Annotated in this window: 23 protein-coding genes; 15 read left to right on the top strand and 8 right to left on the bottom strand. The window is 72.9% G+C overall.

All coding sequences use genetic code 11. The features are described 5' to 3' along the window. Window positions 1–37 precede the first annotated feature (37 nt). Together OG519_RS01815 and OG519_RS01810 are read right to left on the bottom strand one after the other, a co-directional pair. Complete coding sequence (locus OG519_RS01815) at window positions 38–1,021, bottom strand: GlxA family transcriptional regulator (protein WP_405577746.1); 984 nt, start codon at window positions 1,019–1,021, stop codon at window positions 38–40. 195 nt (window positions 1,022–1,216) lie between these two features. Beyond that, the gene (locus OG519_RS01810) at window positions 1,217–2,629 is read right to left on the bottom strand and encodes a potassium channel family protein (RefSeq protein ID WP_405577744.1); all 1,413 of its coding nucleotides are present in this window, start codon (window positions 2,627–2,629) and stop codon (window positions 1,217–1,219) included. Window positions 2,630–3,148: 519 nt separating this feature from the next. Here OG519_RS01810 and OG519_RS01805 point away from each other — a divergent pair. Beyond that, on the top strand, window positions 3,149–4,249 hold the full coding sequence (locus OG519_RS01805; RefSeq protein WP_405577742.1) for an FAD-dependent oxidoreductase: 1,101 nt from the start codon (window positions 3,149–3,151) through the stop codon (window positions 4,247–4,249). A gap of 67 nt (window positions 4,250–4,316) precedes the next feature. Here OG519_RS01805 and OG519_RS01800 read toward each other — a convergent pair whose 3' ends face one another. Further along, window positions 4,317–4,976: a methionine ABC transporter permease gene (locus tag OG519_RS01800; RefSeq protein ID WP_405577740.1), complete on the bottom strand. Its 660-nt coding sequence runs from the start codon at window positions 4,974–4,976 to the stop codon at window positions 4,317–4,319. Window position 4,977: 1 nt separating this feature from the next. Beyond that, window positions 4,978–5,163 (bottom strand): NIL domain-containing protein, encoded by a 186-nt coding sequence (locus tag OG519_RS01795; RefSeq protein WP_405592402.1) that lies wholly within the window; start codon window positions 5,161–5,163, stop codon window positions 4,978–4,980. A 38-nt stretch (window positions 5,164–5,201) separates the two neighbouring features. Between OG519_RS01795 and OG519_RS01790 the strand changes: the two genes are divergently transcribed. Beyond that, entirely contained in the window at window positions 5,202–5,327 is a 126-nt protein-coding gene (locus OG519_RS01790; protein WP_405593193.1) for a hypothetical protein, read from the top strand. Between the two features lie 299 nt (window positions 5,328–5,626). Continuing rightward, window positions 5,627–6,367: a class I SAM-dependent methyltransferase gene (locus OG519_RS01785; protein ID WP_405577739.1), complete on the top strand. Its 741-nt coding sequence runs from the start codon at window positions 5,627–5,629 to the stop codon at window positions 6,365–6,367. Between the two features lie 38 nt (window positions 6,368–6,405). On the opposite strand, the gene OG519_RS01780 is transcribed toward OG519_RS01785, so the two are convergent. The 3 genes from OG519_RS01780 to OG519_RS01770 all read right to left on the bottom strand — a co-directional run bounded on the left by OG519_RS01780 (window position 6,406) and on the right by OG519_RS01770 (window position 9,353). Beyond that, a complete protein-coding gene (locus OG519_RS01780) occupies window positions 6,406–7,182 on the bottom strand; it encodes a TetR/AcrR family transcriptional regulator (protein ID WP_405577737.1) in 777 nt (258 codons plus the stop codon). A 122-nt stretch (window positions 7,183–7,304) separates the two neighbouring features. After that, window positions 7,305–8,315, bottom strand: a complete 1,011-nt coding sequence (locus OG519_RS01775; protein ID WP_405577735.1) for an alcohol dehydrogenase catalytic domain-containing protein — start codon at window positions 8,313–8,315, stop codon at window positions 7,305–7,307. Window positions 8,316–8,492: 177 nt separating this feature from the next. Beyond that, window positions 8,493–9,353 carry a GNAT family N-acetyltransferase gene (locus OG519_RS01770; RefSeq protein WP_405577733.1) on the bottom strand — a complete coding sequence of 287 codons (861 nt, stop codon included), beginning with the start codon at window positions 9,351–9,353 and terminating at the stop codon, window positions 8,493–8,495. 159 nt (window positions 9,354–9,512) lie between these two features. On the opposite strand from OG519_RS01770, the gene OG519_RS01765 reads away from it, so the two are divergent. Both OG519_RS01765 and OG519_RS01760 read left to right on the top strand, forming a co-directional pair. Beyond that, complete coding sequence (locus OG519_RS01765) at window positions 9,513–10,094, top strand: TetR/AcrR family transcriptional regulator (protein WP_405577731.1); 582 nt, start codon at window positions 9,513–9,515, stop codon at window positions 10,092–10,094. A 150-nt stretch (window positions 10,095–10,244) separates the two neighbouring features. Then, window positions 10,245–11,276: an LLM class flavin-dependent oxidoreductase gene (locus OG519_RS01760; RefSeq protein ID WP_405577728.1), complete on the top strand. Its 1,032-nt coding sequence runs from the start codon at window positions 10,245–10,247 to the stop codon at window positions 11,274–11,276. Between the two features lie 130 nt (window positions 11,277–11,406). Here the strand turns inward: OG519_RS01760 and OG519_RS01755 are convergent, their stop codons facing one another. Continuing rightward, entirely contained in the window at window positions 11,407–12,093 is a 687-nt protein-coding gene (locus OG519_RS01755; protein WP_405577724.1) for a helix-turn-helix domain-containing protein, read from the bottom strand. A 252-nt stretch (window positions 12,094–12,345) separates the two neighbouring features. On the opposite strand from OG519_RS01755, the gene OG519_RS01750 reads away from it, so the two are divergent. The 10 genes from OG519_RS01750 (at window position 12,346) to OG519_RS01705 (ending at window position 25,451) form a co-directional block, all read left to right on the top strand. Continuing rightward, the gene (locus tag OG519_RS01750; protein ID WP_405577722.1) at window positions 12,346–12,450 is read left to right on the top strand and encodes a putative leader peptide; all 105 of its coding nucleotides are present in this window, start codon (window positions 12,346–12,348) and stop codon (window positions 12,448–12,450) included. A 242-nt stretch (window positions 12,451–12,692) separates the two neighbouring features. Beyond that, window positions 12,693–13,460 (top strand): DUF1684 domain-containing protein, encoded by a 768-nt coding sequence (locus tag OG519_RS01745; RefSeq protein WP_405577720.1) that lies wholly within the window; start codon window positions 12,693–12,695, stop codon window positions 13,458–13,460. After that, window positions 13,457–14,989, top strand: a complete 1,533-nt coding sequence (locus tag OG519_RS01740) for an ABC transporter substrate-binding protein (RefSeq protein WP_405577718.1) — start codon at window positions 13,457–13,459, stop codon at window positions 14,987–14,989. Before OG519_RS01745 ends, OG519_RS01740 begins: the two co-directional genes overlap by 4 nt. Window positions 14,990–15,128: 139 nt before the next feature. After that, window positions 15,129–16,094, top strand: a complete 966-nt coding sequence (locus tag OG519_RS01735) for an ABC transporter permease (RefSeq protein ID WP_405577716.1) — start codon at window positions 15,129–15,131, stop codon at window positions 16,092–16,094. After that, window positions 16,091–16,927 carry an ABC transporter permease gene (locus OG519_RS01730; RefSeq protein ID WP_405577714.1) on the top strand — a complete coding sequence of 279 codons (837 nt, stop codon included), beginning with the start codon at window positions 16,091–16,093 and terminating at the stop codon, window positions 16,925–16,927. The genes OG519_RS01735 and OG519_RS01730 overlap by 4 nt, the downstream gene beginning before the upstream one ends. Further along, window positions 16,924–17,736: an ABC transporter ATP-binding protein gene (locus tag OG519_RS01725; RefSeq protein ID WP_405577712.1), complete on the top strand. Its 813-nt coding sequence runs from the start codon at window positions 16,924–16,926 to the stop codon at window positions 17,734–17,736. Before OG519_RS01730 ends, OG519_RS01725 begins: the two co-directional genes overlap by 4 nt. Next, window positions 17,733–18,503, top strand: coding sequence for an ABC transporter ATP-binding protein (locus tag OG519_RS01720; RefSeq protein ID WP_405577710.1), 771 nt, complete (start codon window positions 17,733–17,735; stop codon window positions 18,501–18,503). Before OG519_RS01725 ends, OG519_RS01720 begins: the two co-directional genes overlap by 4 nt. Window positions 18,504–18,758: 255 nt before the next feature. Further along, complete coding sequence (locus OG519_RS01715; protein WP_405577708.1) at window positions 18,759–21,548, top strand: AAA family ATPase; 2,790 nt, start codon at window positions 18,759–18,761, stop codon at window positions 21,546–21,548. Window positions 21,549–21,668: 120 nt separating this feature from the next. Continuing rightward, window positions 21,669–23,297, top strand: a complete 1,629-nt coding sequence (locus OG519_RS01710; protein WP_405577706.1) for a protease pro-enzyme activation domain-containing protein — start codon at window positions 21,669–21,671, stop codon at window positions 23,295–23,297. 255 nt (window positions 23,298–23,552) lie between these two features. After that, window positions 23,553–25,451 carry a BTAD domain-containing putative transcriptional regulator gene (locus tag OG519_RS01705; RefSeq protein ID WP_405577704.1) on the top strand — a complete coding sequence of 633 codons (1,899 nt, stop codon included), beginning with the start codon at window positions 23,553–23,555 and terminating at the stop codon, window positions 25,449–25,451. Window positions 25,452–25,495: the final 44 nt, after the last annotated feature.

The raw sequence follows: 25,495 nt of genomic DNA, 5'->3' as shown, positions 1-25,495 counted from the left end.
TCGGAGCCAGCCGGCCTTCGCGCGGGTCAAGCCGCCGTCAGGCCGAGAACGTGTGGCGGTACTCCGTCGGCGAAGTACCCAGAATGCGCTGGAAGTGCAGCCGCAGATTGGCGCCGGTGCCGAGCCCGACCCGGTCGGCGATCTGCTCCACGCCCAGATCGGTGCGTTCGAGCAGCTCGCGGGCGAGGTCCACCCGCGCCCGCAGCACCCACTGCATCGGGGTGTAGCCGGTGTCCGCCACGAACCGCCGCGAGAAGGTGCGCTCCGACACCCGCGCGTGGCGGGCCAGGGACCCGAGGGTCAGCCGTTCGGCGAGATGCGCCAGGGCCCACTCACGCGTGCTGGCGAAGAGATCGCCGAGCGGCTCGGGCACGCTCCGGGGAACGTACTGCGCCTGCCCGCCGCTGCGGTACGGCGCCGCCACCAGCCGGCGCGCCACGTGGTTGGAGAGCCCCACGCCGTGGTCGCGCCGCACCAGGTGCAGGCACAGGTCGATACCGGACGCCGCGCCGGCCGAGGTGAGCACGTCGCCCTCGTCCACGAAGAGCACGTTCTCGTCCACCCGCACCCGCGGATGCCTCTTGGCGAGCGCTCTGGTGTAGTGCCAATGGGTCGTCGCCCGCTTGCCGTCGAGCAGCCCGGTCGCCGCCAGCGCGAACGCGCCGGTCGAGATGGCGGCGAGCCGGGTTCCCCGGCGGTGGGCCGCGGTGAGCGCGTCGACGACCGCGGCCGGCGGCTCGGTCGTGGCCGGCTCCCGGTAGCCGGGGACGAAGATGGTGTCGGCGTGCTCGAACGCGTCGAGTCCCTCGGCCACGTGATAGGAAAGGCCGTCGCCGCCGGTCACCAGTCCCGGCGCGGCGCCGCAGACCCGCACCTCGTACGGCATGCTCGGCCGGTGCGAGAGCACTTGGGCCGGGATGCCGACATCGAGCGGCTTCGCGCCCTCCAGCACCAGCACGGCGACCCGGTGGTTCCGCCGGGCCGCCGGAGGCGTTTGAGGCGTCGGGGTCGGCTGGCTCATCGCGCTCCTTCGGCTCTCCCGCGATCGCACCGGGAGGCCGCGCGCACCCGTGATCCCGGTGATCTCTTCCGGAAGCATCCTGCCACCCGCCGAGCCCGGGACCCCGAGCCCACCCGCGCCGACGCGGCGGCACGCGGTCCTCGGTCCGGTCCCGTCCGCTCGCCCCGGTCCGGCCCGCCCGGGTCCCCGCCGACCTTAGCCGGTCCCCAGCCTGGCGACGCGGGGTCTGGCCTCCCAGTCGTCCTTCTGGGCGGTCGACTTGGCGGCGTGGCCGCAGTGTTCGCGGCCGGTGAGCGAGGTGCGGACGAAGGTGCCGTCGGCGAGCTGGACGTAGATGTCGTGGTGGTCCGAGATGACCGCGCTGGCGGGCGCCCGCAGAAAGCCGGCCAGCACGTACGCGGCCGCCATGGTGGTGACGTCCCGGACGGTGCCCATCGGCAGGAGCGACAGCGTCTCCGCGATGGCCTCGTGCTCCCCGGCCCGGATGACGACGCGGGTGTCGGGGGCGATGGCGTGCGCGGCGATGGACACCGCGATGTTGTCGAGATCGTCGGAGCCGACGGCGGCCAGCGCCCGGGCGTGGCCGAGCCGCAGCCGCTCGAGGACCGAACGGTCCCCGCCGTTGCCGATCATGACGGGAATGCCCAGGGATCGCGCCAGCCGCGCGGTGGCGGCGTTCTGATCGCGTTCGACGCCGACGACCGGGATGCCCAGGGCCCGCAGCTCCATGCACAGCCGCATCCCCACCTGCCCCATGCCGACGACGATCACATGACCTGACCGCGGCAGGGTGCGCAGCCCGATCAGCCCGATGAACTTCGGGCCGAGCATCCGCTCCACGATGCCGGCGGTGAACACGGCGGTGAAGGCGATCGTGCAGAGCATCGCGGCACTGGCCAGCACCTCGTAGCCGTGGTCGCCGGGCGCGGCGGTCGCCGGGCCGACGCCCGCGACGACCCGCGCCGCGTCGAACAGCGCCTCGGCCGGCTGGCGGCCGTGGCCGACCAGCCACGCCCAGTCGCCGAGGAGCATCGTGAAGACCGCGATCATGCCGAGCACCAGGAGGCGGGTGCCGCTGTCGTGGGGGCGCATCTGGCTGGTTATCCGGCTCAGTCTCGCCCGCCAGCCGGCCTGCCGGTGGGGATGCCAGTCCTCGACGCGCGGCTCGCCGGCGCGTCTTCGCACCGCGCGGACCTGGTCGCCGTGCCGTTGTACGGCGATCACCGAGGGGTCCAGACACGGGCCGACCAGCGCCGGTGCCACGAGATCGGCCGGTGAGGTGACGTCGCACTGGGGGAGCAGCCGGGTGAGCTCGTCGGCGACCGTGCGGTCGAAGATGGTGGCGATCAGCGGGACGGTGGGCGAGATGTGAGCCACCGCCAGGGCGTAGCGCAGGGCGGCCACGTCGTCGTGCGAGAGGACGGCCACGCCCTCGGGTTCCCGGTCGATGGCGGCGCGCAGATCCTCGTCACCCGGGCGGGCCAGGTGGAGGACCTCGTTGTCGGTCGAGCGCAGGGAGGCGCAGACACTGCTGGCCAGATGGGTCTCGCCGATGACGACGTAGGTGCCGGGAGAACGGCCTGCCGACGAATGGTTGACGTAGTTCACTATGCTTGACGTCCTGTCGTGAGAGGGCGGCGGAGGGGGCGGCTCACTGCGCTCGGTCTCTTACAGGTGCTCTTGCCGGTGTGCTGACAGGTGCTCTGACGCGTGCCCGCGCCGACGTGCCGGCGCCGACGTGCCGGCGAGGAGTTCACCGCCTGGCCGGGACCGCCTCCGGGGTCGCGTGGCGGTCGATCGCGAGGGCGCCAGAGTGATCGTAGGACTAATCAGACCGCATAAGCGGTTTGTTTACCACGCTGTAACCACGGTTTGTGACGTTCGCTCAGCACCCTTGACGGCGAACCGTGATCGATCGTCGGGACGGCGGCGGCCCGCCGACTGTTGCCGGGGCGTGAACACCGTCAACATCGTCGCCGCTGGTCGGCCCGCCGGCCGCACGCCGTTGACACCGTTCGCGGCCGCCGCCTAGCTTACGGCGACGTCAGCGGGCCGGCGGCACCCCTCGGCGGCGCGCGGCCGGGGGAGAGAACAGCAACAGCCAAGGACAGAGAGGGCCGATCCGGCATGCCGCCCCATATCGTCGTCGTCGGTGGTGGAGTCATGGGCTCCGCCGCCGCCTGGCACCTCGCGGCCAGAGGCCGACAGGTCACCCTTTACGAACAGTTCCCGCCGGGGCACGACCGGGGCAGCTCGCACGGCAGCTCCCGGATCTTCCGGCTGGCCTACCCCGATCCCTTCTACGTGGCGCTGGCGGTCAGGGCACTGCCGCAGTGGCGCCGGCTGGAGGAGCGGACCGGGCGGCGGCTGCTGGAACTCACCGGCGCCGTCGACCACGGTCCCGCCGAGGCCACCGAGGCCCTGCGCCAGGCGCTCACCGCGGCCGGCCGCCCGGTCGAGACCCTCACTCCCGGTCAGGTCGCCGAGCGGTGGCCCGGACTGCGCGCCGACACCACCGTGCTCTTCCATCCGGAAGCCGGGCGGCTGCACGCCGATGACGCCGTCACGGCCTTCCAGACCGCGGCCCGCGAGCACGGCGCGAGCGTCCGGCACGGCATCAAGGTCACCCGGCTGACCGTTCGCGGCGAGCGGGTCGAGGTGGTGACCGAGGGCGCGGAGACGGTCGTCGCCGACGCGGCCGTGGTCGCGGCGGGCGGCTGGGCTCCAGGCCGGCTGTCCGGGCTCGTCACCGGGGTGCCGGCCCTGCGCGTCACCCAGGAGCAGCCCGCGCACTTCCCCGCGGCGAACCCGCTCGACTGGCCCAGCTTCATCCACCACGCCGGCGCCGGCCTGCCGCCCGGCTCCGGGGTCTACGGACTGGGCAGCGTCGACGGGGTCAAGGCCGGCTTCCACGGCATCGGACCCGTCGTCGACCCGGACCACCGGGACCGTACGGTCGACGCCCGGGCGCTCGGCGAACTGCGGGCGTACGCCGAACGCTGGCTGCCGGGCGTCGACCACACCGCGCCGGCCGCGGTCACCTGCCTCTACACGACCACCCCTGACCACGACTTCGTCATCGACCGGCAGGGACCGCTGACCGTACTGGCCGGCTTCTCCGGGCACGGCTTCAAATTCGCCCCCGCCATCGGCGAACTCGCCGCCGACCTCGTCGACGGTGTCCCGGGCCCCGCGCGCTTCGCCCTCGGTCCGCCCCGCGCCGCTTGACCGCCCGTCGGCCCCGGGTGCCGGGGCCGACGGGCCGCCGGGCGAGCGTGTCGTCCGGCGGCGGCGCTCAGCGGCGCAGCGCCCGGCGGGCCGGCCAGTTGCCGAGGAACTGGCCGGCCTGGACGATGACGACGATCGTCGCCACCGTGATGTACACGACCGGCCAGTTGTAGCGCTGCGAGCCGTAGGTGATCGCGAAGTCGCCCAGGCCGCCGCCGCCGAAGAGCCCGGCCTGCGCGGACATGTCGACCGCCGCCACGAAGATGAACGTGTAGCCGAGGATCAGCGGGCCGAGCGCCTCGGGGATCAGCACCGTCAGCAGGATGCCGACCGGGCGGGCGCCGGCCGCCCGCGCCGCCTCCACCACGCCGGGATCGACGGTGAGCAGATTCTGCTCCACGATCCGGCTGATGGCGAAGGCCGCCGACAGCGACAGCGCGAAGGTGACCGCGTTGGTCCCGATCGTGGTGCCGAGTGTGTGCAGCATCAGCGGCTGGATCGCGGTGAGGAAGATGACGAACGGCACCGGCCTGACCACATTGACCAGGATGTTCACCGCCACGAACAGCGGCCGGCGGGTGAGCAGATTGCCCGGCCGGGTCCCGTACAGCACCAGTCCGAGGGCGAGGCCCAGCACACCGCCCGCGACGAGCGAGACGATGACGATGAAGAAGGTCTGCCGGATCGCCTCCCGGTACACCGGCAGATTGGAGGTGAACTCGCGCATCTCAGGCTTCCTTCTCCTCGACGAGGTCGACGCCGTCCGTCCGCAGCGCCGTGAGCGCGGCGTCCACGGCCCCCGCGGGGCCGGTGAGTTCGAAGGTCAGGCTGCCGACGGGCCGTTCCTGGAGTTCGCTGATACCGCCGAAGACGATGTCGGCGGCCACGTCGTGGTCGTGGAAGGCGCGGGCCAGCCCGGTCTGGAACCCCCGGCCGGTCGCGGACCCGGACCGTGACCAGCCGTCCGGTGTGCCTGGCCCGCAGCCGGGCCAGCGTCTCCGGCGACGGGCGGTCGCGCAGCGTCGAGCCGACGAAGCGCGCGGCGGCCTCGGCGCCGGGCGTCGCGAAGACGCCGTAGACGGTGCCGGTCTCGACCACCCGGCCGGAGTCCAGCACCGCGACCCGGTCGGCGACCGAGCGGATGACGTCCAGCTCATGGGTGATGATCACGATGGTGACACCGAGGTCCCGGTTGACCTGGCGCAGCAGGGCGAGCACCTCGCCGGTGGTCTCCGGGTCGAGCGCGCTGGTCGCCTCGTCGGCCAGCAGCAGCGACGGTATCGCCGCGAATCCCCGCCGCGCGGTCCGGTTGTCGGACGGCTGGGGTCGGTGGTTAATCGATTGCCGGGGGAGCGGGAGCGAGCGGAAACTGTCGTGATGTTCTCCGACGCCGACACCGCCGCGCTCTACGACACGCTCAACCCATGGGATCCCGACCGGCGGTCCGATGACGGCTTCTACTTCCCGCTGGTCATGGGCGCGGAGTCGGTCCTCGACGTCGGGTGCGGCACCGGCGCCATGCTGCGGCTCGCGCGCGAGCGTGGCCACGGCGGCCGGCTGGCCGGCCTGGACCCGGACCGCGCCGCGCTGGACCGGGCCCGGCGGGGGGCCGACGTCGAATGGGTGGCGGGCACGGCGGCGGACGCCGAGCGCGGCGCGGGATTCGACCTCGCGACCATGACCGGCCACGCCTTCCAGAACCTGCTCACCGACGACGAGATACGCGCTTCCCTCGCCGCGATCCGCGGAGCACTGCGCCCGGGCGGCCGATTCGCCTTCGACACGCGGCATCCGCGGGCCAGGGCCTGGGAGCGGTGGACGTCCGCGAACCCGGACGACCGGGTGGACGTCGTGGACGAGACCGGACGTGCGCTGCGCTACTGGCACGACGTCGATTCCGTCGTCGGTGACCTGGTCACGATCCGCGGCACCGTGGCCGACCCGGACGGCACGGTGCTTCGCGTCTTGAGCGAGGTGCTGCGCTTCCTCGCCCCCGAAGCGGTCAACGCGTTCCTCGCCGAGGCGGGTTTCGGGATCGAGGCCCAGTTCGGCGGGTGGGACCTGGCGCCCGTCACCGAGGCGAGCCCGGAGATCATCACGATCGCGCGCCGGCGGTAGCAGCCCTTCGCCGCTCTTTGCCTCCCGCGCGCCGGGTCTCAGCCCCCGGGCGCCGGGTCAGGGACGGGGACGGGGTCGATGCCGGGGTCGGGGGCGTTCGCCACCCGTCCCAGCCATTCGTCGAGCAGTACGGTTTCCGCGCTGGTCAGCGTGGTCGGCGGCGACCGGCGGAGCAGGGCGCCGAGCCGGGCCGCGGCGGTGGGCGCGCTCTCGGCGGACGCCCCGGGCGGGCGGTCTCCGGGTGTGCCGTGGGTGTGCGGCGGGCGCATCACCTCGGGGATGAAGACCGAGGTGTGCACGGCGTCCCGCACCCGCCGTGAGAGGTCCGGGTCGCGGAACATGGCGGGCCGGGAGACGAGCATCAGCGCGACCCCCACGTTCGCCGACATGATCATCTCGGCGGCCAGTGCCGGGGAGACCCGCAACTTCCCCTGCCGCGCCGCCAGTTCGAGTTCGCGGGTGAGGATCTGCTGCGACTCCGCCGCCGACGCCGGCGGGGTGCGCATGGCCGGGGAGTTCATCAGCCGGTACAGATTGCGGTTCGCCAGCGCGAAGGCGACATGGCTGTCCCAGCCGTCCCGGATGTCCTGGACCGGGTCGGCGCCCGGATGGCGTTCCCGCTTGGTCGCCAGATACGTGTCGAAGCCGCGGTCGACCACCGCCGCGAGCAGCCCTTCCTTGTCGCCGAACTGCCGGTACAGGACGGGGGCGCTGATCGACGCGGCCGCACACACCGCCCGCGTCGAGATGTCGCCGTCCGGTGAGGTCGCCAGAAGATCGATCGCCACCGAGAGGATGCGGTCACGGGTGGTCATGAGCGGCTGCCCTTCTCGGATACGGACCTGGCTCGGTCCGTGTCATTACGTGTCGGTCTGTGTCGCTCGGGCCGGTCGGGCTGGTCCGGCCGGTCGGGATGGCGCGGCCGGCGCGGTGCCGGTCAGTCGAAGGTGATCACCGCTCGCCCGTCGGCGCCGCCGCCGCCCAACGTGTCCAGCGCGGCCGGCGCTTCGTCCAGGCCGATCGGACGGACCTCGGGGAAGATGTCGTGCCTGGCCGAGAAGGCGAGGGTGTCCCGCAGGTCGTGCGGGGAGCCGGACGGCGAGCCCATGACGTGCAGACGGTTGAGGACCATCGGCTGCACGGGCAGGGAGAGGGGCTCCGCGCTGTAGCCGCAGAGGACCAGGGTCCCGTCGGGCGCCAGGCCCCCGAGGGTCGCGGCGGCAGCGGCGTTCGAGGGCGCGGCGTTGAGGATGACGTTCGCCCCGCCGTCCCACGCCTTGAGCCCGGCCGCGGGATCGGCGTCGGCGGTGGAGATGAAGAGTTCGGCGCCCAACTCCTTCGCCCGCCCCTCGCCGCGCGCGGACCGGCCGACGACCGCGACCCGGGCGCCCATGGCACGGGCGTAGCGCACCGCGAGCGAACCGATCCCGCCGGAGCCGATCACGGCGATCCGGGAGCCGGCCGTGGCGCCGGCCTGGCGCAGGCCGTTGAACGCGGTGATCCCCGCGCACATCAGCGGGGCGGCGGACACCGGGTCCATGCCCGCCGGGAGCGGGGTGACGTAATCCGCCTTGAGCAGGGCGTATTCGGCGTAGCCGCCGTCGGTGACGATTCCGGTGACGCGCTTCTTGACGCACAGGATCTGCTCACCGCGCACACAGAAGTCGCAGTGGCCGCAGGAGTCGTAGAGGAACTGGGCGCCGACCGACCGCCCCGGCTCCAGCGCGGAGACGCCGGGGCCGACCGAGGCGACGACGCCGGTGATCTCGTGGCCGGGTATGACCGGGAAGCGGGCGAAGGGGTAGTGGCCGCGGACCAGGCTGAGGTCGGAGTAACAGACGCCGCACGCGCTGATCTTGACCAGCACCTCGCCGGGGCCCGGCTCCGGGATCTCGCGGTCGGTGAGGGTCAGGGGCGCGTCGACGGCGGTGGCGATGGCAGCACGCATGCTGGTGCTCCTTGGCTGGTGCGGGTAGGCGCCGCCTGGGGCGGCGCCTGGGCGGCGTGCGCGGGAAAAGCGCACTTAGCATTGTTAACACAGAATCGCTGATGACGCTAACGCCAAGTTGTTAGCAACGATACGGAACGGGTGAGTCGATCCCAGGGATGTTTCAGTCGCCCCAGCTCAGACCGGCAGGGTGAAGAGCTGGTACGAGGAGACGGCGGCGAATCCGTAGCGTCGATACAGCGGTTCGCCGGCCGGGCTCGCCAGCAGCGCGGCCGACCGCATCCCGCGCTCCCGGCCGACCCGCAGCGCGGCCGCGGTGAGCGCTCCACCGATGCCGCGCCGGCGGTGGGTCTCGGCGACGTGGACGAGGAAGACGCCGGCCACCTCGTGCGCGGCGATGACCACGGTCGTGCCGACCACCCGGCCGTCCAGCACCGCGGCGAGCCGGACAATGTCCGCGTTGTCCGCCCGCCCCGCCTCGATCCGCACCACATCGGCCGCCAAGCCGGGCGCGACCCCCATGGAGGCGCTGTAGGTGCGGACCAGCTCCGTCAGCCGGCCCGGTTCCTCGACCACCTCGATCCGCGGGCCGGCGGTCGGGTCGGTCGTCGGGTCGGCGCTCGGGTCGGCGCTCGGGCCGGCCGGCTCCGCGGCGCCGTCGAGCGGCCGGATCATCAACGGCAGCGTGCCGAGCGCCACCGCGCCGTGCTCGACGAGAGCGGCCGCGGTGCCCTCGGGACTGTCCGGGCCCACCCACCACCACCAGGGCACGCCCGCCAGGTCCGTTCGCGCCGCCGCCACGGCCGGTCCGACCGCGTCCAGGGACCGGATCCGGACCACGCCGTTGAACTGCGGCTGGGCCAGCCCGCTGCGGTAATGGTCGAGGTCACCCTCGGCGTGCCATTCCTCACCCCAGCCCGCCAGGTACTGCCGGAAGTTGGCGGTCACCCGGGCCAGATCCCCGGCGTCCGCCGACGCCGACGTCTCCGTCCTGGCCGTCCTGGCCGCACTGCCCGTCCTGGTCGAGGTTTCCGTCACCGTCGTTCCCTCCGCCGCGCCCGGGTGTCTTCGTCCCCATATGGGCCCTGATCACTCGAAGCCTAGCCTCTGACCTGCGCGGACTCGCCGGCGCACCCGGCGGGGCGCTCCCTTCGCGATGGTGGTGGGGGGTTAAGCGTGGTGGGGCAGACTGGGCGCATGAGCTCCTCGAACGCCGTTCCGTCGCCGACCGGAGCGGGACAGCCCGATCGCCGGCGCGCCGACGCGCGCCGCAACCACCGGCGGATCATCATGGCCGCTCATGAGGTCTTCGCCGAGCACGGACGGCAGGCGACCGTGCCGCAGGTGGCCGAGCGGGCGGGGGTGGGGAAGGCCACCGTCTACCGCAGCTATCCCACCAAGGAGGATCTGGTCGCCGCCGTCGCGCTCGAGGGGTTCGAGAAGCTGGCGCGGCGCACCGAGGCGGCCCTCGCGCTCCCGGATCCGTACCCGGCGCTGAGCGGCTATGTCATCGAGCTGTTCGCCTGTCTGGCCGAGGACCGGATCCTCGCGGACGTGCTCTCCGACCCGGTCGGCGCCGACGCGGTCCGGATCACGGAGCTGCTGACCGGACTGCTGGCGGCCGCCAAGACCTCGGGCTCCGTCCGGCAGGACGCGACGTCGATGGACATCCAGGTCCTGCTGTGCGGCGCGGCCGTCCAGTTGATCGCCCTCGGCGAGCGGGATCCGGCGGTCTGGCGCCGCTACGGCACGCTGGTCCTCAACTCACTGCGGCCCTGACCGGCTCGCCGGACCCACCGCCGAGCGGCACCCCACCGCCGAGCGGCACCCGACCGCCTTGACCGGACCCTTGGGTCCGTTTACGGTGGCCGAGGTAACCGGACCTCCGGGTCCGGTTATGCCCTTGGTCCCCGAGAAGTGAGCCGCGCGATGATCTTCCCCCCGTTGTCCGTCCTCGATCTCGCCGTGGTCGGCGAGGGAACAGACCCGGCGACCGCCCTGCACGAGACCGCCGACATGGCGCAGGCGGCGGAGCGGCTGGGGTATCACCGCTTCTGGGTGCCCGAGCACCACAGCTTCCCCGCCTCCGCCAGTCCCGCCCCGGCGGTGCTGCTGGCCCATCTCGGCGGCCTCACCAGCACGATCCGGCTCGGCTCCGGCGGGGTCATGCTGCCCAACCACGTACCGCTGCTGGTCGCCGAGCAGTTCGGCGTCCTCAACGCCCTGCACCCGGGGCGGATCGACCTGGGCGTCGGACGCAATCCCGGGGCGCTGCCCGGCATCGCCCAGGCCCTGCACCGCACCGAGGAGGATCCCGGCGCCGACGCCTTCGCGCGCCAGGTCGAGGAGCTTCGCGGGTTCCTGGGCCAGGGTTTTCCCGACGACCATCCGTACACCCGCGAGGACGTCCATGTGGTGCCGCGCGCCACGGGCCTACCCGTCTGGATGCTCGGTTCCGGCGATTCCGGCGCCGACGTGGCGGCCCGCTTCGGCCTGCCCTTCGCCGCCGCGCAGCACATCAACGCGGCCCGCGCGCTGCCGGCCATCGACAAGTACCGCGCCGCGTTCCGGCCCTCCGACGCCCTGGCCGCGCCCTACACCATGGTGTCCGTCAACGTCGTGTGCGCCGACACCGACGGGGAGGCCCTCGGGCTCGCCAGGTCCGGCGCCCTGATGATGGCGCTCGCCCGGCAGGGCATACCCACGGCCGTGCCCACCCCGCGGACCGCGGCGGCGTACGACTACCGCCCGCGAGACGAGGAGTTCGTCCGGGGCTGGCTGGGCAACACCGTCCACGGCTCGCCGGAGACCGTACGGGCCCGGCTGGCGGAACTCCAGGAACGCACCCGGGCCGATGAGTTCATGCTCACCTCCCTGATCCACGGCTTCGAGCCGCGCAAGCGCTCCTACGAACTGGTGGCCGAGGAGTTCGGGCTGAAGGGCACGGACAGCCGGGGGTGACCAGGCGCCGCCGCGACCGGGGCCGACGCGTCGAGATCAGGGGGCGTGCGAGCCAGGAAGCACCGGTCGGCGGTGGATCGCGGCCGGCGAGCGGGACGGCCCACGTGTGCGGGTCCGGAACGCCTCCCGCTCAGCCCGTCGTGGTGATGAGCCGGCCGGTCAGCCGGCTCGGCACGATACGGACCCACCGGTCCCGTACGCCGCCCGCCCACGGCCGGGCGCCCGGGCGGTGCCGGTAGCGCTCGATGGCGCCGGCGTCCGCGAGGATCTCGGCCCGGCCGAACACCAGGACGCTCCAGCCGTCGCCGTGCCGCTCGCTCAGGTGATCGGCCTCAAGGGTGATGTCCGAGCCGGCGACCGGGTCGGCCGCGCCACCGAGGGCCGTGCGGTAGATGACGTCGGGGCCGTCGACGAGGTAGTTGACCGGCAGTACGAGCGTGCCGTCCTCGCCGGGCAGGGCGACCCGCCCGACGCCGTGCTGACCGAGGCGGTCCCGGCATTCCTCGGTGGTCAGTCTCGCCAGCCGGGGCTCGGGCGCCGGCGGATTCTGCCCGGGGGGAGCGTCACCGCGCCCCTCCATGAGCTCCTTGGACGAGATGCCCAGGGCCGTCGCCAGCCGGTGCAGGGCGTCCGGGTCGAAATCGCTCTCCAGCCGTTCGATCTGCCGAAGATAGTTCGGCGCCATCCCGGCCCGCGTGGCCAGCTCGTCCGCCGACATCCCGCGCTGCTCGCAGTACGCGGCGATACGCCGGGCCAGGTCGGGTGTGCCCGAGCCGCCGGAGTTCGATCGGCCCCGGGGCCGTCGCTGGGCTGCCATCGCGCTCACCTCGCCGCTTCGTCCGCACCACCGGAAGGCCTCGGGAACACCGCCGCGCGGCACGCGATCAGGGATTCCCCTTCCCTCCATCCTGCGCCGAGACCCGGCGCCGTGCCAGAGCGGCCGCGCGGTCCGGTCCGGCCGTGGCGACCCGGCCGCCGGCGGCATCACAGGTCCGCCCGCACCCGTCCGTCACCGCGTACCGAAATCTGATGAACCATCGGATTTGGCCCATTTGACCCATGGGAAAGCATGTGCGACTCTGACCCGGTGTTCCGCACTCTGTACCTCGTCATCCGAGCCCACGTGGACCTGCTCCGCGTCGCCAGCGCGCTCTGTCGCCGCGACGCCGTCTGAGCGGTCCCTCCAGGGTTTTCCGGGCGTACAGTTCCTCGCTCCGCCGGCCACGGTCGCCGTGACGGCCGTCTGATCCCGCTCCTGGCCGGGGCTGGTCGTGCCGTGTTCCCGGACGCGATCGAGGCGTGTCGCCTCCGCTCCCCTCTCCGTACTTCTCTCCGCTTCTCTTCCTCTCGCTTTTCTGGACAAAGCGCGCAAAAGCGCGTGCCTTTGTCGATGAATCATCGATGAAACGAGTCATCATGCCTTCCTCGTCCGACGCCTCCGCGCGGATCGCGGACCCCGTGGACCCCGCGGACGCCGCCCGGGACAGTTGGGACGCCTGGCGGGCGGCGCGGGCCGCCTCGGTCACGGCGCCCACCGGAAACCTCGCGCTGGTCGAGACCCGCTGGCTGCCGAAGGGCACGCCGGCCGAGCCCGAAGCCGAGCGGCACGGGCTGCCGCCGACCGTCCGGGTCACCAGCCTGGAGCGGGCCGACATCCTCACCGGCGAGCCGGAGTTCGGGCTGCGGTTCTGGGACAGCGAGTCCCCGGCGATCCAGCACTTCTCCCACATCGAGACGTACGCCTTCGACCCGCGCTGGGTGACGCGGGCCACCTTCACCCCGGTCGCCGACGACCGCAGGATCCCCTTCGAGCACATCCGCGACAACGGCGGCAGCCGGGGCATGATCGTCCCCGGCGACATCAGCCTGTCGCTGGACGGCGTCGACTACACCCTGGCCGCCTTCGACGACGACGGCACTCTGCTTCTCGTCTTCGGGGACCCCACCAACGGGGTCAGCACCTACGGTTCCGGCCGCTTCCTCTACGTGCCACGCGACCAGAGCGGCCAGGAACGCGAGACCGTCGTGCTCGACTTCAACCGGGCCTTCGTGCCGCCCTGCGGATTCTCCGCCGAGTACAACTGCCCCCTGCCGCCCCCGCAGAACCGCCTCCATCTGCCGGTGGAGGCGGGCGAGAAGCGCCCCGTCTTCAGCGGCGGCCCCCTCTCAGGAGTAACGAAGTGAAACGCATAACCACGCCCCTCGCCGGCGGCGCCCTGGTGGTCGCGATCTCCATCGCCCTCACCGCCTGCGGCGGCAGCACGGGCACCTCGTCGAGCCAGAAGAGCGGAGCGGCGCCGGGTTCGTACGACAAGGACGCCACCGTCGCCATCGGCTCGCTGTACGAACCGCAGAACCTGGACAACACCGGCGGCGGCGGGCAGGGAGTGACCGAGGCGCTCAACGGCAACGTCTACGAGGGGCTGTTCAAGCTCACCGACAGCGGCAAGGTCGACAACCAGCTCGCCACGCACTACACCGTCTCCCCGGACGGCCTCACCTACACCTTCACCCTGCGCAGCGGTGTGAAGTTCCACTCCGGCAAGGCCCTCGACTCCTCCGATGTGAAGTACAGCATCGAGAAGGTGATCGGCCCGGACTCGCAGTCGGCCCGCAAGAGCAACCTCACGGTGATCAAGAACGTGGCCACCCCCGACGCGCGGACCGTCAAGGTGACGCTGTCGAGCAAGTCCATCTCGTTCATCTACAACCTCAGCTACGTCTGGATCATCGACGCCCAGGCCAAGAACCTCAAGACGTCCGAGGACGGGACGGGCCCCTACCAGCTCGACCGGTGGACCCGCGGCTCCGCGCTGAGCCTCGACCGGTTCGCCGGCTACTGGGGCACGCCCGCGACCAACAAGAAGGTCGTCTTCCACTACTTCAAGGACGCGACCGCGCTCAACAACGCGCTGCTCACCAACGCCGTGGACGTGGTGACCAGCGAGCAGAGCCCCGACGCGCTCGACCAGTTCAAGAACAGCCCTTCGTACAAGGTGAACAGCGGTAACTCGACGACCAAGCTGCTCCTCGCCTTCAACGACCGGGTCAAGCCGTTCAACAACCCGCTGGTCAGGAAGGCCATCACCTCGGCCATCGACAACAAGAAGCTGCTGGAGTCGATCTGGGGCGGCTACGGCAAGCTGATCGGCTCGATGGTCCCGCCCACCGACCCGTGGTACGAGGACCTGACGCATGTCAACCCGTACGACCCGGCCCTCGCCAAGAGCGAGCTGGCCCAGGCCGGCTACGCCAAGGGGTTCGGCTTCACGCTCGACACCCCGAACTACGACCCGCACCCGACCGCCGCGACGTTCATCAAGTCGCAGCTCGCGAAGGTCGGGATCAATGTGAAGATCAACATCATCACGCCGGACCAGTGGTACACGAAGGTCTACCAGAACCACGATTTCAGCGCGACGCTCCAGGAGCACGTCAACGACCGCGACATCGTCTGGTACGGCAATCCCGACTTCTACTGGGGCTACGACAACAAGCAGGTCACCCAGTGGGTCGCGCAGGCCGAGCAGTCGGACACCACCGCGCAGCAGACCGACCTGCTGAAGAAGGTCAATGAGCGGATCGCCCAGGACGCGGCGAGCGACTGGCTCTACCTCTACCCGCAGATCGTGGTCGCCTCCTCGAAGCTCTCGGGCTACCCCCTCAACGGTCTGAACTCCCAGTTCTACGCCTACGACATCAAGAAGAGCTGACGAACCCGCCTCCGACGGCAGCGCCACCGGCGCTGTCCGAGGCGCTTCCCCGCCGCGGCAGGCCCCGCGCCGTCCGCACGGGTGGCCGGGACCGGCCGCGGCGAGGGCGTCACCGCTTCCCCCCGAACCCGGATCTCCCATGACCTTGTACGTGCTGCGGCGCCTCGCCTTCCTGGCCGCCTCGCTGCTGCTGGCCAGCGTGGTGCTCTTCCTGCTGCTCCGGCTGCTTCCCGGCGACCCGGCCAACGCCCTGACATCCGTGGGCGCGAGCCCGGACCAGCTCGCGGCCGCCCGCCACCAGATCGGCTCCGACCGGCCGCTCCCCGAGCAGTTCGCCGGCTGGCTGCACTCCCTGGCCACCTTCGACCTCGGCGACTCCTTCATCAGCTCGCTGCCGGTCGGCCCGGAGATCTCCAGCCGGGCCCAGGTGACGGTGCCGCTCACCGCCATGGCGTTCGTACTCGCCCTGCTCATCGCGCTGCCGGTCGGCTTCCTCGCGGCCCACCGGGCCAACACCTGGTACGGACTGCTGCTCAACGGCGTCTCGCAACTCGGCATCGCGGTCCCGGTGTTCTGGGTCGGCATGATCCTCGTCACCGTCTTCTCCCTGCACCTGCGGATCCTGCCGGCCGGCGGCTTCCCGCAGGACGGCTGGGCCGACCCGGCTGCGGCGCTGAACTCGCTGATCCTGCCGGTCGTCACGGTCGCGGTGGTGATGTCCGCCTCCCTGATCCGATACGTCCGCTCCGCGACCCTGGACGTGCTCGGCAGCGACTACCTGCGGACCGCGCGGGCGCTCGGCGCCTCCTTCGGCGAGGCGCTGTGGCGGCACGGGCTGCGCAACGGCGCCGTCCCGGTGGTCGCCGTCCTCGGCATGGAGCTGGCCTCCACCCTGCTCGGCGCGGTGGTCGTCGAGACGGTCTTCGCGCTGCCGGGACTCGGCAGCCTGCTGTCCCAGGGCGTGGCCCAGCACGACTACCCCACCGTCCAGGGCGTGCTGTTCGTCACCACCTTCGCCGTGCTGATCATCGGCTTCCTCGCCGACCTCACCCAGCGGCTCATCGACCCGCGGCTGCGCGGCACCCTCTCCGGCGGCAAACCGTGACCGAAGACGCTCCCCGCCGGCGACGGCGCTCGGCAACGCTGATCACCGGCTGCGTACTGGTCGGGGCGATCGCGGTGATGGCGGTGGTCTCCTGGTTCTGGCTGCCGTACTCGCTGGACGACACCTCGGGCGGCCGGCTGTCCCCGCCCGGCCTTCCGCATCTTCTCGGCACCGACAAACTCGGGCGTGACCTGCTCTCCCAGGTGATGATCGGGGCCCGGATCGCCCTGGAATCCGGGCTCGGCGCGGTGGCGATCGGCGGCGCGCTCGGGCTGGCCGTCGGGCTCGCGGCCGGCTTCGCCAACCGCTGGCTCGACGACACCTTCACCGCCTTCCTCGACGTGCTGATCGCCTTTCCCACGCTGCTCCTCGCCATGCTGGTGGTGGCCGCCCGGTCCGCCTCGCTCGGCTCGGCCGTGGTCGCGATCGGGCTCGCCATGACGGCGATCGTGGCGCGGCTGACCCGCATCCTGGTCAAGCGGGTCCTGGCCGAGGACTACATCACGGCCGCCCGGACGTCGGGGACGTCATGGATCCGGATCATCGGCGGCCATGTGCTGCCGAACATCTGGCCCACGCTGGTGGTCAACCTGGCCCTCCAGTTCGGGCTCGCCGTGCTCGCCGAGGCGAGCCTGTCGTTCCTGGGGCTGGGCGCGCCGCCGCCCAACGCCTCCTGGGGGCGGATGCTGGAAGAGGCCCAGGCGACGGTGTCGACCGCTCCGTACGCCGCGATCGCGCCCGGTGTGCTGCTGGTCGCCCTCGTCGTGGGCGTCAACCTGATTGCCGACGGAATACGCGACACGCTCGATCCCACCCGGCGGAGGACCTCATGAGCCTGCTCGACGTCTCCGGCCTCACCATCCGGACGGACACCGGCCGGGCCCTGGTCTCGGATCTCTCCTTCGCGGTCGAACCCGGCGGCCGGCTCGGGCTGATCGGCGAGTCCGGTTCCGGCAAGTCGCTGACCACGCTGGCGCTGATGGGGCTGCTGCCACCCGGCCTCACCGCGTCCGGCCGGGCCGTGCTCGACGTGCCCGGACTTCCGCCCACGGACGTGGTGAGCGCGGGCGAGTCCCGGATGCGGGCGCTGCGCGGGCGGGCCGTCAGCGTGGTGTTCCAGGAGCCGCTCACCGCGCTCGATCCCCTGATGCGCGTCGGGCGGCAGATCGCCGGACCGCTGCGCAGACGGCGCGGGCTGCGCGGCACCGAACTGCGCCGCGCGGTCGCGGCGGCGCTCGACCGGGTCCGGCTGCCGGAACCCGACCGGATCGCCCGCGCCTTCCCGCACGAGATATCCGGCGGCCAGCGGCAGCGGGTCGCGCTCGCCATGGCGCTGGCCTGCGAACCCGCGCTGCTGATCGCGGACGAGCCGACCACCGCGCTCGATGTGACGGTCCAGGCCGACATGCTGCGGCTGCTCAACGAGCTGATCGCGGAGGAGGACATGGCCCTGCTCTTCGTCAGCCACGACCTGGCCGTGGTCTCCGGCGTCACCGACCGTCTGGTGGTGCTCAAGGACGGGCGGACCGTGGAGTCCGGCTCCACCGCGGACATCCTGCACCACCCCCGACAGCCCTACACACAGAGCCTGGTGGCGAGCGCCCGCGCCTTCCAGGAGGCCCTGGAACGGATCACGCGATGAGCTCACCGATCCTGGCGGCACGGCGGGCGGGCTTCGCCTACCGCGGCGCCGCTCCCGTACTCCACGACATCACCCTGGACATCCCGGCAGGACGCAGTGTCGCGCTCGTGGGCGAGTCGGGCGCGGGCAAGACCACCATGCTGCGGCTGCTGCTCGGTCTCGACCGGCCGACCCGGGGACAGATCCTCTTCGACGGGGAGCCGCTCGACCTCCGGGACCGGGCCCGGATGCGCGGCTTCCGCCGTAGTGTGCAGAGCGTCTTCCAGGACCCCTACTCCTCGCTCGATCCCCGGCAGCGGGTCCGCGGCATCGTGTCCGAGCCGCTGCGCTCGCTCGGACTGGCGGGCGCCGACCCGGGCGGCAAGGTCGCCGCCGCGCTCGCGGGCGTCGGGCTGCCGGCGGACGCCGGGGACCGCTACCCGCACGAGTTCTCCGGCGGCCAGCGCCAGCGCATCGCCCTGGCGCGGGCGACGGTCTGCGATCCGCGGGTGCTGCTCGCCGACGAACCGGTCAGCGCGCTGGACGTCACCACCCGGGTGCGCATCGTCGACCTGCTGGGAGAGCTCAAGGAGTCCCGGGGGCTGACCATCGCGATGGTCTCGCACGACCTGTCGGTGGTGGCCGCGCTGTGTGAACACACGGCGGTGCTGGAAAACGGCCGGGTCGTGGAACAGGGGGACACCGAGGCCGTCCTGGGCGCGCCCGGCCACCCCTACACGCGACGGCTGATCAGCAGCGTGCCACGGCTCCCGACGACACCCTCCTGACCCGGCGGGAGCGGCGCGGGGCGGGGACGGGGGCGGCGCGGGCGGCATTGACACACGGCATTCCGGTGGTTGTCATGAGCACATGAAATGGTCGGTGGTCAGCCGTCATTGCCGCGGTTAAGGACCAGAAGGAGATGCCGCACCGTGCCGGACCGAGTCGTCCCCGTTCTGCCGGACCGAGTCGTCGCCCCTTTTCCGGGTCTCCCGGGTCAGCCCGGTCGGCCTGATCAGCCCCCTCGGTCGGGACGGCCGGAGGTGCCGGGGCGCCCAGACCCCGGGCGGGCCGGCCCGGCGCCGCGTCCCGGGGACGGGCGCCGCGAGCTGACCCGGGAAGCACTCCTGCGGCTGCGGGAGAACAAGGGGCTGCTCGTCTACGGACCGCCCGGCATCGGCAAGTCGACCCTGCTCGCGGCCGTGGCAGCGGCGCGGCGCACGGCCGGCGTCGCCGTGCTGCGCTGCTCGCCCGCGCCCGGCGACGCCGAACTGCCCTACCTCGGTCTGATCGACCTCTTCGCCCGGCTGCCCGAGGAGGTGATCGACGCGCTGCCGCCCGCCCGGCGCGCGGACCTGCTGACCGCGCTGCTGCACCGCCCCGGCCCGGACCACCGGACCGACGGACTCGCGGTGCGCGTCGCCGTACTCGACGCGCTGGGCCGGCTCGCGGCGACGACACCGGTACTGCTGGTCGTCGACGGCGTTCAGTGGCTCGACGAACCCAGCGCCGAGGTGCTCGCCTTCGTGGCCAGGCGCGTCGACGCCGCCGACATCCGCATCCTCGCCGCCCAGCGGGTGGCCGAGGGCCGGCGCCCCGAGCACAGCCACGTGTGCCCGCCGTACAGCGCGGAGCTGCCCGTGTCCCCGCTGCCCGACGACGCCATGGTCCGGCTGCTGCTCGACGCCGGGATCCTCCTGCCGCCACCGGTACAGCGGGCGGTGCTGCACACCGCCGCCGGAAATCCCTTCTACGCGCTGGAGTTGGGGCGGCACGCGCCACGGGACGGCGTGCCCCCGGAGAACGGCCTGCTTCCGGTGCCCGCCACGCTGAGCGCCCTCGTGCGGGAGCGGATCGAGGCCCTTTCCCCGTGCGCCCGGTCCGCGCTGCCGGTCGTCTGCGCCGCCACTCGGCCCACCCTGGCGTTATTGCGTTCCGCCGGCGTGGCGGACGCCGCCGCGGCGCTGGACGACGCGGAACGGGCCGGCGTGGTCGGCACCGACCAGGACCGGACCGTACGCTTCCGTCATCCGCTGCTGCGGGCGGCGCTCTGGGACGCCGCCGGCGAGGCCCAACGCCGCTCCGCCCACCAGCGGTTGGCCACCGCCGTGACCGAGCCCGTCGAGGCCGCCCGGCACATGGCACTGGCCCGCCCGGCGGAGGACGCCGCCACCGCGGCCGCGCTGATGGACGCCGCACACACCGCACGGGAGCGCGGCGAACCCGCGGCGGCCGCCGAACTCGCCGAACTCGCGGTCCGCAGAACCCCCGCGAGCCACCCGGCCGACCGCGACCAACGCCTGCTGGCGGCGGCCGGTTTCGCCTGTGACGCCGGGCGGTGGGCGGAGTCCCAGCAGGCCGCCCGCGCGGTGCTCGCACGATCGGACACCGCCCGTACCCGGGTGGCGGCCCGGCTCGTCCTGCTGCGCAGCGCGGGCCAGGCGCTGCGCGACCACGCCCAGCTCATCCAGGACGGACTGCGCGAGGCGGCCGGCGCGCCGGAACTGGAAGCGGCCCTTTACCACTGGGCGGCGGTGCGCGGCCTGTTGACCGGCGCCCTGGTCGAAGCCGCCCGGTACGCCGGGGAGTCCGCACGGTGTGCCGCGCGGGCCGGGGACGACGGAACGCGGATCGCCGCCCTGTCCACGCTGGCCCGCGTACGGTCGCTGGCCGGTGAAACCGGCGCGGCCGAGGCCGCGTTGGCGCAGGCCGTCGGACTCGCGGACGACGGCCCGCAGAGCTGGGGCCTGATCCGGATGCGCGCGGTGCTGGCCCTGGACTCCGACCGGGTCGACCACGCCCGCCGCGAACTGGTCGAACTGCTGCGGACCACGGTGGAGTCGGGCGGCGTGGAGTCGACCGTCGCCTCGCTGGTGGCGCTCACCCGCGCCCAAGTACGCGCCGGGGCCTGCCGCGAGGCCGCGCGCACCGCCGCTCGCTGTGTCCGGTTGGCCGCGGCGGCGGGCCGGGAGTCCGCGCCCGCGCTCTACGCGGCGGCCCTGGCGGAGACGTTCAGCGGTACGGCGGCCGAGGCGCGGCGGCTGGCCGTCCGGGCCGTGCGCGCCTCGGAGGAGGACGGCGACAAGCTCTTCCTGCTGCGGGCCACGGCGGTACTCGGCCAGGCCGGCCTCTTCACCGGCGAGCGCTCCCAGGTGGCCGAGGCGGCCGAGTCACTGCGCCAAGTGACCCTGATCGGGGCCTCGATGGGCGCGGCCGATCCGCCGCTGATCGGCTGGTGCGCCGATCTGGCCGAGGCACTGGTGGCGCTCGGGGAGACCGGAGCCGCGAACCACGTACTGCGGCAGGCGTTCCAGCACGCCGGCCGGATGCCCGGCAGCGTCCTGGCCGCGCTGGAACGCGCCGAGGGTCTGCGGGAGGCGGCCGACGGCCGGTTCAAGGAGGGCGCGGTCCTGCTCCGCGCCTCGGTCGAGCAACTGCGCCCGCTGGGAATCCCGGTGGACCTGGTGCGGACCCTGACCGCGCTCGGCACCGTCGAGCGCCGGGCCCGGCACCGGACGACCGCAGCCGCGGTGCTCACCGAGGCGCTCCAACTGGCCGAAGCGGCGGGCGCGTCGCCGCTCGCGGAACGGGCCAGGGCCGAACTCGCCCGGGTGGACCCGACGGCCGGCGGCGGCGGAAGCCCCGCGCTGACGCCCGCCGAGGCCAGGATCGCCGAGCTGGTGCGCGGCGGCGCGACCAACCGTGAGGTCGCCGCACAGCTCTTCATCAGCGTCAAGACGGTCGAGGGCACGCTCTCCCGGCTGTACCGCAGATTCGGGGTGCGTTCGCGCACGGCGCTGGCCTATGCGATGACCTCCATACCCCAGGGCTGACACGAAACACATACGCAACATCAGGCGCAAGGGTTACCACGCTTATGCGGCGTCACACCGGCCCCTAGCGTTTGTGACGGCCCCGAAGCCGGGGACCGGCCACCCGCATGGAGGATCTTCGTGACCGCGCGTCTGAAACTGCTGGCCGCTGCCGCCGCCCCGGTTCTGCTGCTCGCAGCCGTGCCCGGCGCCTACGCCGCCACCGCCCACTCCACCACCGCCCGCACGGCACTGTCCGGCGACGTGCTGCCGGGGCTGGGGTCGAACGCCGTACGCACCGGCGCCCTCGCCGCCACCGACACGGTATCGGTCGCGGTGAGCCTCACCTCCCGTGACGACAAGGCACTGAACGCCTTCGTCGCGCAGGTCAGCGACCCCGCGTCGGCCGGGTACGGGCACTACCTGACGAAGAGCCAGTTCGCCGCGCGCTTCGGCCGCAGTGACGCCGACGTCAAGAAGGTCACCGACTACCTGCGCTCGCAGGGGCTCACCGTCGGCGCCGTGCACTCCGGCAACCTGGTGATCGACGCCACCGGCACCGCCGCCCAGCTTGAGAAGGCGTTCGGCACCAAGCTGTCCTCGTACCGGGACAGCGCGTCAGGGCGTTCCTTCTACGCCAACGAGACCGCGCCGCTGCTGCCCACCGACGTCGCCTCCCTCGTCAGCGATGTGTCCGGCCTCAACAACCGCAGCCAGCTCAAGCACCAGGCCCCCGCCGCCGTCACCCCGCACAACGGCCCCGGCGGCGGCTACACCCCGGCCCAGATCAAGGGCGGCTACAACGTCTCCGGCACCTACACCGGCAGCGGCCAGCAGATCGCCCTGCTGGAGTTCGACGGCTTCCAGCAGTCCAACATCACCAGCTACGACAGCCACTACGCGCTGAGCTCGCCCGCCCCCACCGTGCACAAGGTGGACGGCGGCTCCGGCTCGCTCGGTGGCGGACAGGTCGAGGTCGAACTCGACATCGAGGTGCTCAACGCCATCGCCCCGGCCGCGCGGATCACCGTCTTCGAGGGTCCCAACTCCGACGCCGGCGAGGTCGACACCTACCAGGCCATCGTGGACAGCGGCATCCCGGTGACCTCCATAAGCTGGGGCGCCGCCGAGACGCAGCGCACCTCGTCCAACATCAGCGCGGTCTCGGCGGTCTTCGCCCAGGGCGCGGCCGAGGGCCTGAGCTTCTTCGCGGCCTCGGGCGACAGCGGCTCCGACGACGCGGGTACCGGCGGCACGTCCGTCGACTACCCGGCCAGCGACCCGAACGTCACCGGGGTCGGCGGCACCACGCTGACCGTCACCTCCGCCAACGCCTGGAGCAGGGAGACCGCCTGGTCCGGCGGCGGTGGCGGCAAGTCCAGCGTCTTCACCATCCCGAGCTGGCAGACCCCGGTCCAGAAGAGCCAGGGCGGCGGCAAGCGCCAGGTCCCGGACGTCGCGGCGCTGGCCAACCCGTCGCCCGGCGTGTCCATCTACTCGCAGGGCCGCTGGGGCCAGGTCGGCGGCACCAGCGCGGCGGCGCCCGAGTGGGCCGGCTTCGCCACGATCTACAACCAGCAGGCCGCGGCCGCCGGCAAGCCCCGGCTCGGCTTCGCCAACCCCGCCCTCTACGCGGCGAAGGGCACCGGCTTCCACGACATCACCAGCGGCAGCAACGGCGCCTACTCCTCGGCGACGGGCTGGGACTTCACCACCGGGTGGGGCTCGTACAACGCCGCGACGCTGGCGACGAAGCTGCTCAGCCAGTGAACTGAGCCGGTGACCTGACCGGGCGGGCCGTCCGGCCAGGTCGGGGCCAGGTCGGGGCCAGGTTGGGGAGGGAGGGGCGGGGCCCGGGTACGCACCATCGGTACCCGGGCCCCGCCCCGCTCGCCGATGACCGGCCGGATCCGGGCCGGCCCCGCTCCGTCACCCGGCGGGCTTGCGGCCGCCACCTCCCCGCCCCCGCCCGCGCACGGTCCGCCGTCACGCCGATCGCTCGCGTGAGAGTGAATAATCGGGTGGATGATCCGCTTCGCGATACTCGGACCCGTCCGCGCCTGGGGTCAAGCGGGTGAGCTCGACCTGGGGTCGCCTCAGCAGCGGGCGCTGCTGGCGCTGCTGCTCCTGCGGGAGGGCCGGCCGGTCGGGACCGACGAGATGCTCGACGCCCTGTGGGGTGACCAGGCGCCCCGAGGCGCCCGTGGCACCGTCCGCACCTACGTCTACCGGCTGAGGGCGGTGCTCGCCGAGGTGGCCGCCATCGAGTCGGCCGGCGGCGGCTACCGGCTGACCGTGCACGGCGGAACCGTGGACCTCGGCGAGTTCCACCGCCTCGTCCGCCGAGCCCGCCGGGCACGCCACCAGGGCGACCGCACCGGCGCCGCGGCCGGTCTGCGCGAGGCGCTCGGCCACTGGCGGGGCCGGCCGCTGTCGGATGTGCGGGGTCCCTTCGTCGACGAGGAGCGCCGCCGGCTGGAGGACGTGCGCCTGGTCACACTGGAGGAGTGGTTCGCCGCCGAACTCGACCTCGGCGGCCGGCCGGAACTCGCGGTGGAACTGGCCGCGGCAGTCGCCGAGCAGCCGTTGCGCGAAGGGCTGCGCGAACAGCTCATGCTGTCGCTGTACCGGGCGGGCCGCCAGGCCGAGGCGCTGGCGGTCTACCAGCAGGGCCGTTCGATCCTGCGTGACGAACTCGGCGTCGACCCGGGCCCCGGACTGCGCCGGCTGCACGAGCGCATCCTCACCGCGGATCCGGCGCTCGCTCCCTCGTCGGTGCCTCCGCGCTCGGTCGCGGTACCGGCCCAACTCCCGCCCGACTCACCCGTGTTCACCGGCCGGCAGGCCGAGATCGCCGAGCTGACGGCCGTACTGGACAGCGGCTCACGGTCCGCCGTGGCCGGGATCACCGGACTGGGCGGGTCCGGGAAAACCGCGCTCGCGGTCCATGTCGCCCACGCCATGAGCGACCGTTTCCCCGACGGCCTGCTCTTCGCGGATCTCGGTGGCCCCGGCGCCCCGGTCGCCCCGCTGGAGGTGCTCGGCCGGTTCCTGCGGGCGCTCGGCGTGGTCGATCCGCCGCGGTCCCTCGATGAGAGGGCCGCGCTGTGGCGGACCCTCTGCGCCGGGCGGCGCCTGCTGGTCGTACTGGACGACGCCGCCGACGCCGAGCAGGTGCGGCCCCTGATGCCGGCTGCCGCCGGGTGCGCGGTGCTGCTGACCAGTTGGCACCGCATGGTGGATCTCCAGGCGCACTGGCACCGGCTCGACATGCTGCGGCCGCGGGACGCGCTGCGGCTGCTCGCGGCCATCGCCGGCCCCGAGCGGGTCCTCGGCGAACGGGAGGCGTCGGTCCGCCTGGTCGCCGCCTGTTCGCATCAGCCGCTGTCGGTGCACGTCGCGGCCGCCCGGCTCGCGGCCCGCCCGCTGTGGACGATCGAGCAGATCCTCGCTCAGTTGGCGGACGACCTGCGCCAGCCGGTGGTGATGCACGAGGACTGCGGAATCGTCGACAGGCCGTTCCGTGCCGCGCAGGCCCGCCTGGACGGCCCGCACCGTACCGCCTTCCATCTCGCCGCCGTGCCCGACTGCGCGCGGCTCTCGGCCGCCGCGGCGGCCGCGCTCCTGGACCTGCCGGAGAACCAGGCGAGGGCGGTGATGGAGACGCTGGTCGACGCGCACGTCGTGGAGACCGACTCCGACGGCTACCACTACCACGGCCTGGTGAAGGCGTTCGCCCGCCGGCAGGCACGGAACGACCTGGGGGCGGCGCGGGTCCAGGAGGCCCTGCACCGGTTGCTGCGCCACTACCTCACCCGCGACCCGGCCGGGTCCGGCCAGGACGTCCGGGCACTGGTGGACCAGATCGCCGAGCCGCCCCGCATGGACGGCGACCTGCTGACGGCGTCGGCGCGGCGGACGTAGGTCCCCTGACGACGACAGGCCGTCGACAGGCCGCCGACAGTCCG

This window comes from Streptomyces sp. NBC_01190, from assembly GCF_045039895.1.
Lineage (GTDB): Bacteria > Actinomycetota > Actinomycetes > Streptomycetales > Streptomycetaceae > Actinacidiphila.
This window is presented reverse-complemented; position numbering and strand designations above follow the sequence as displayed.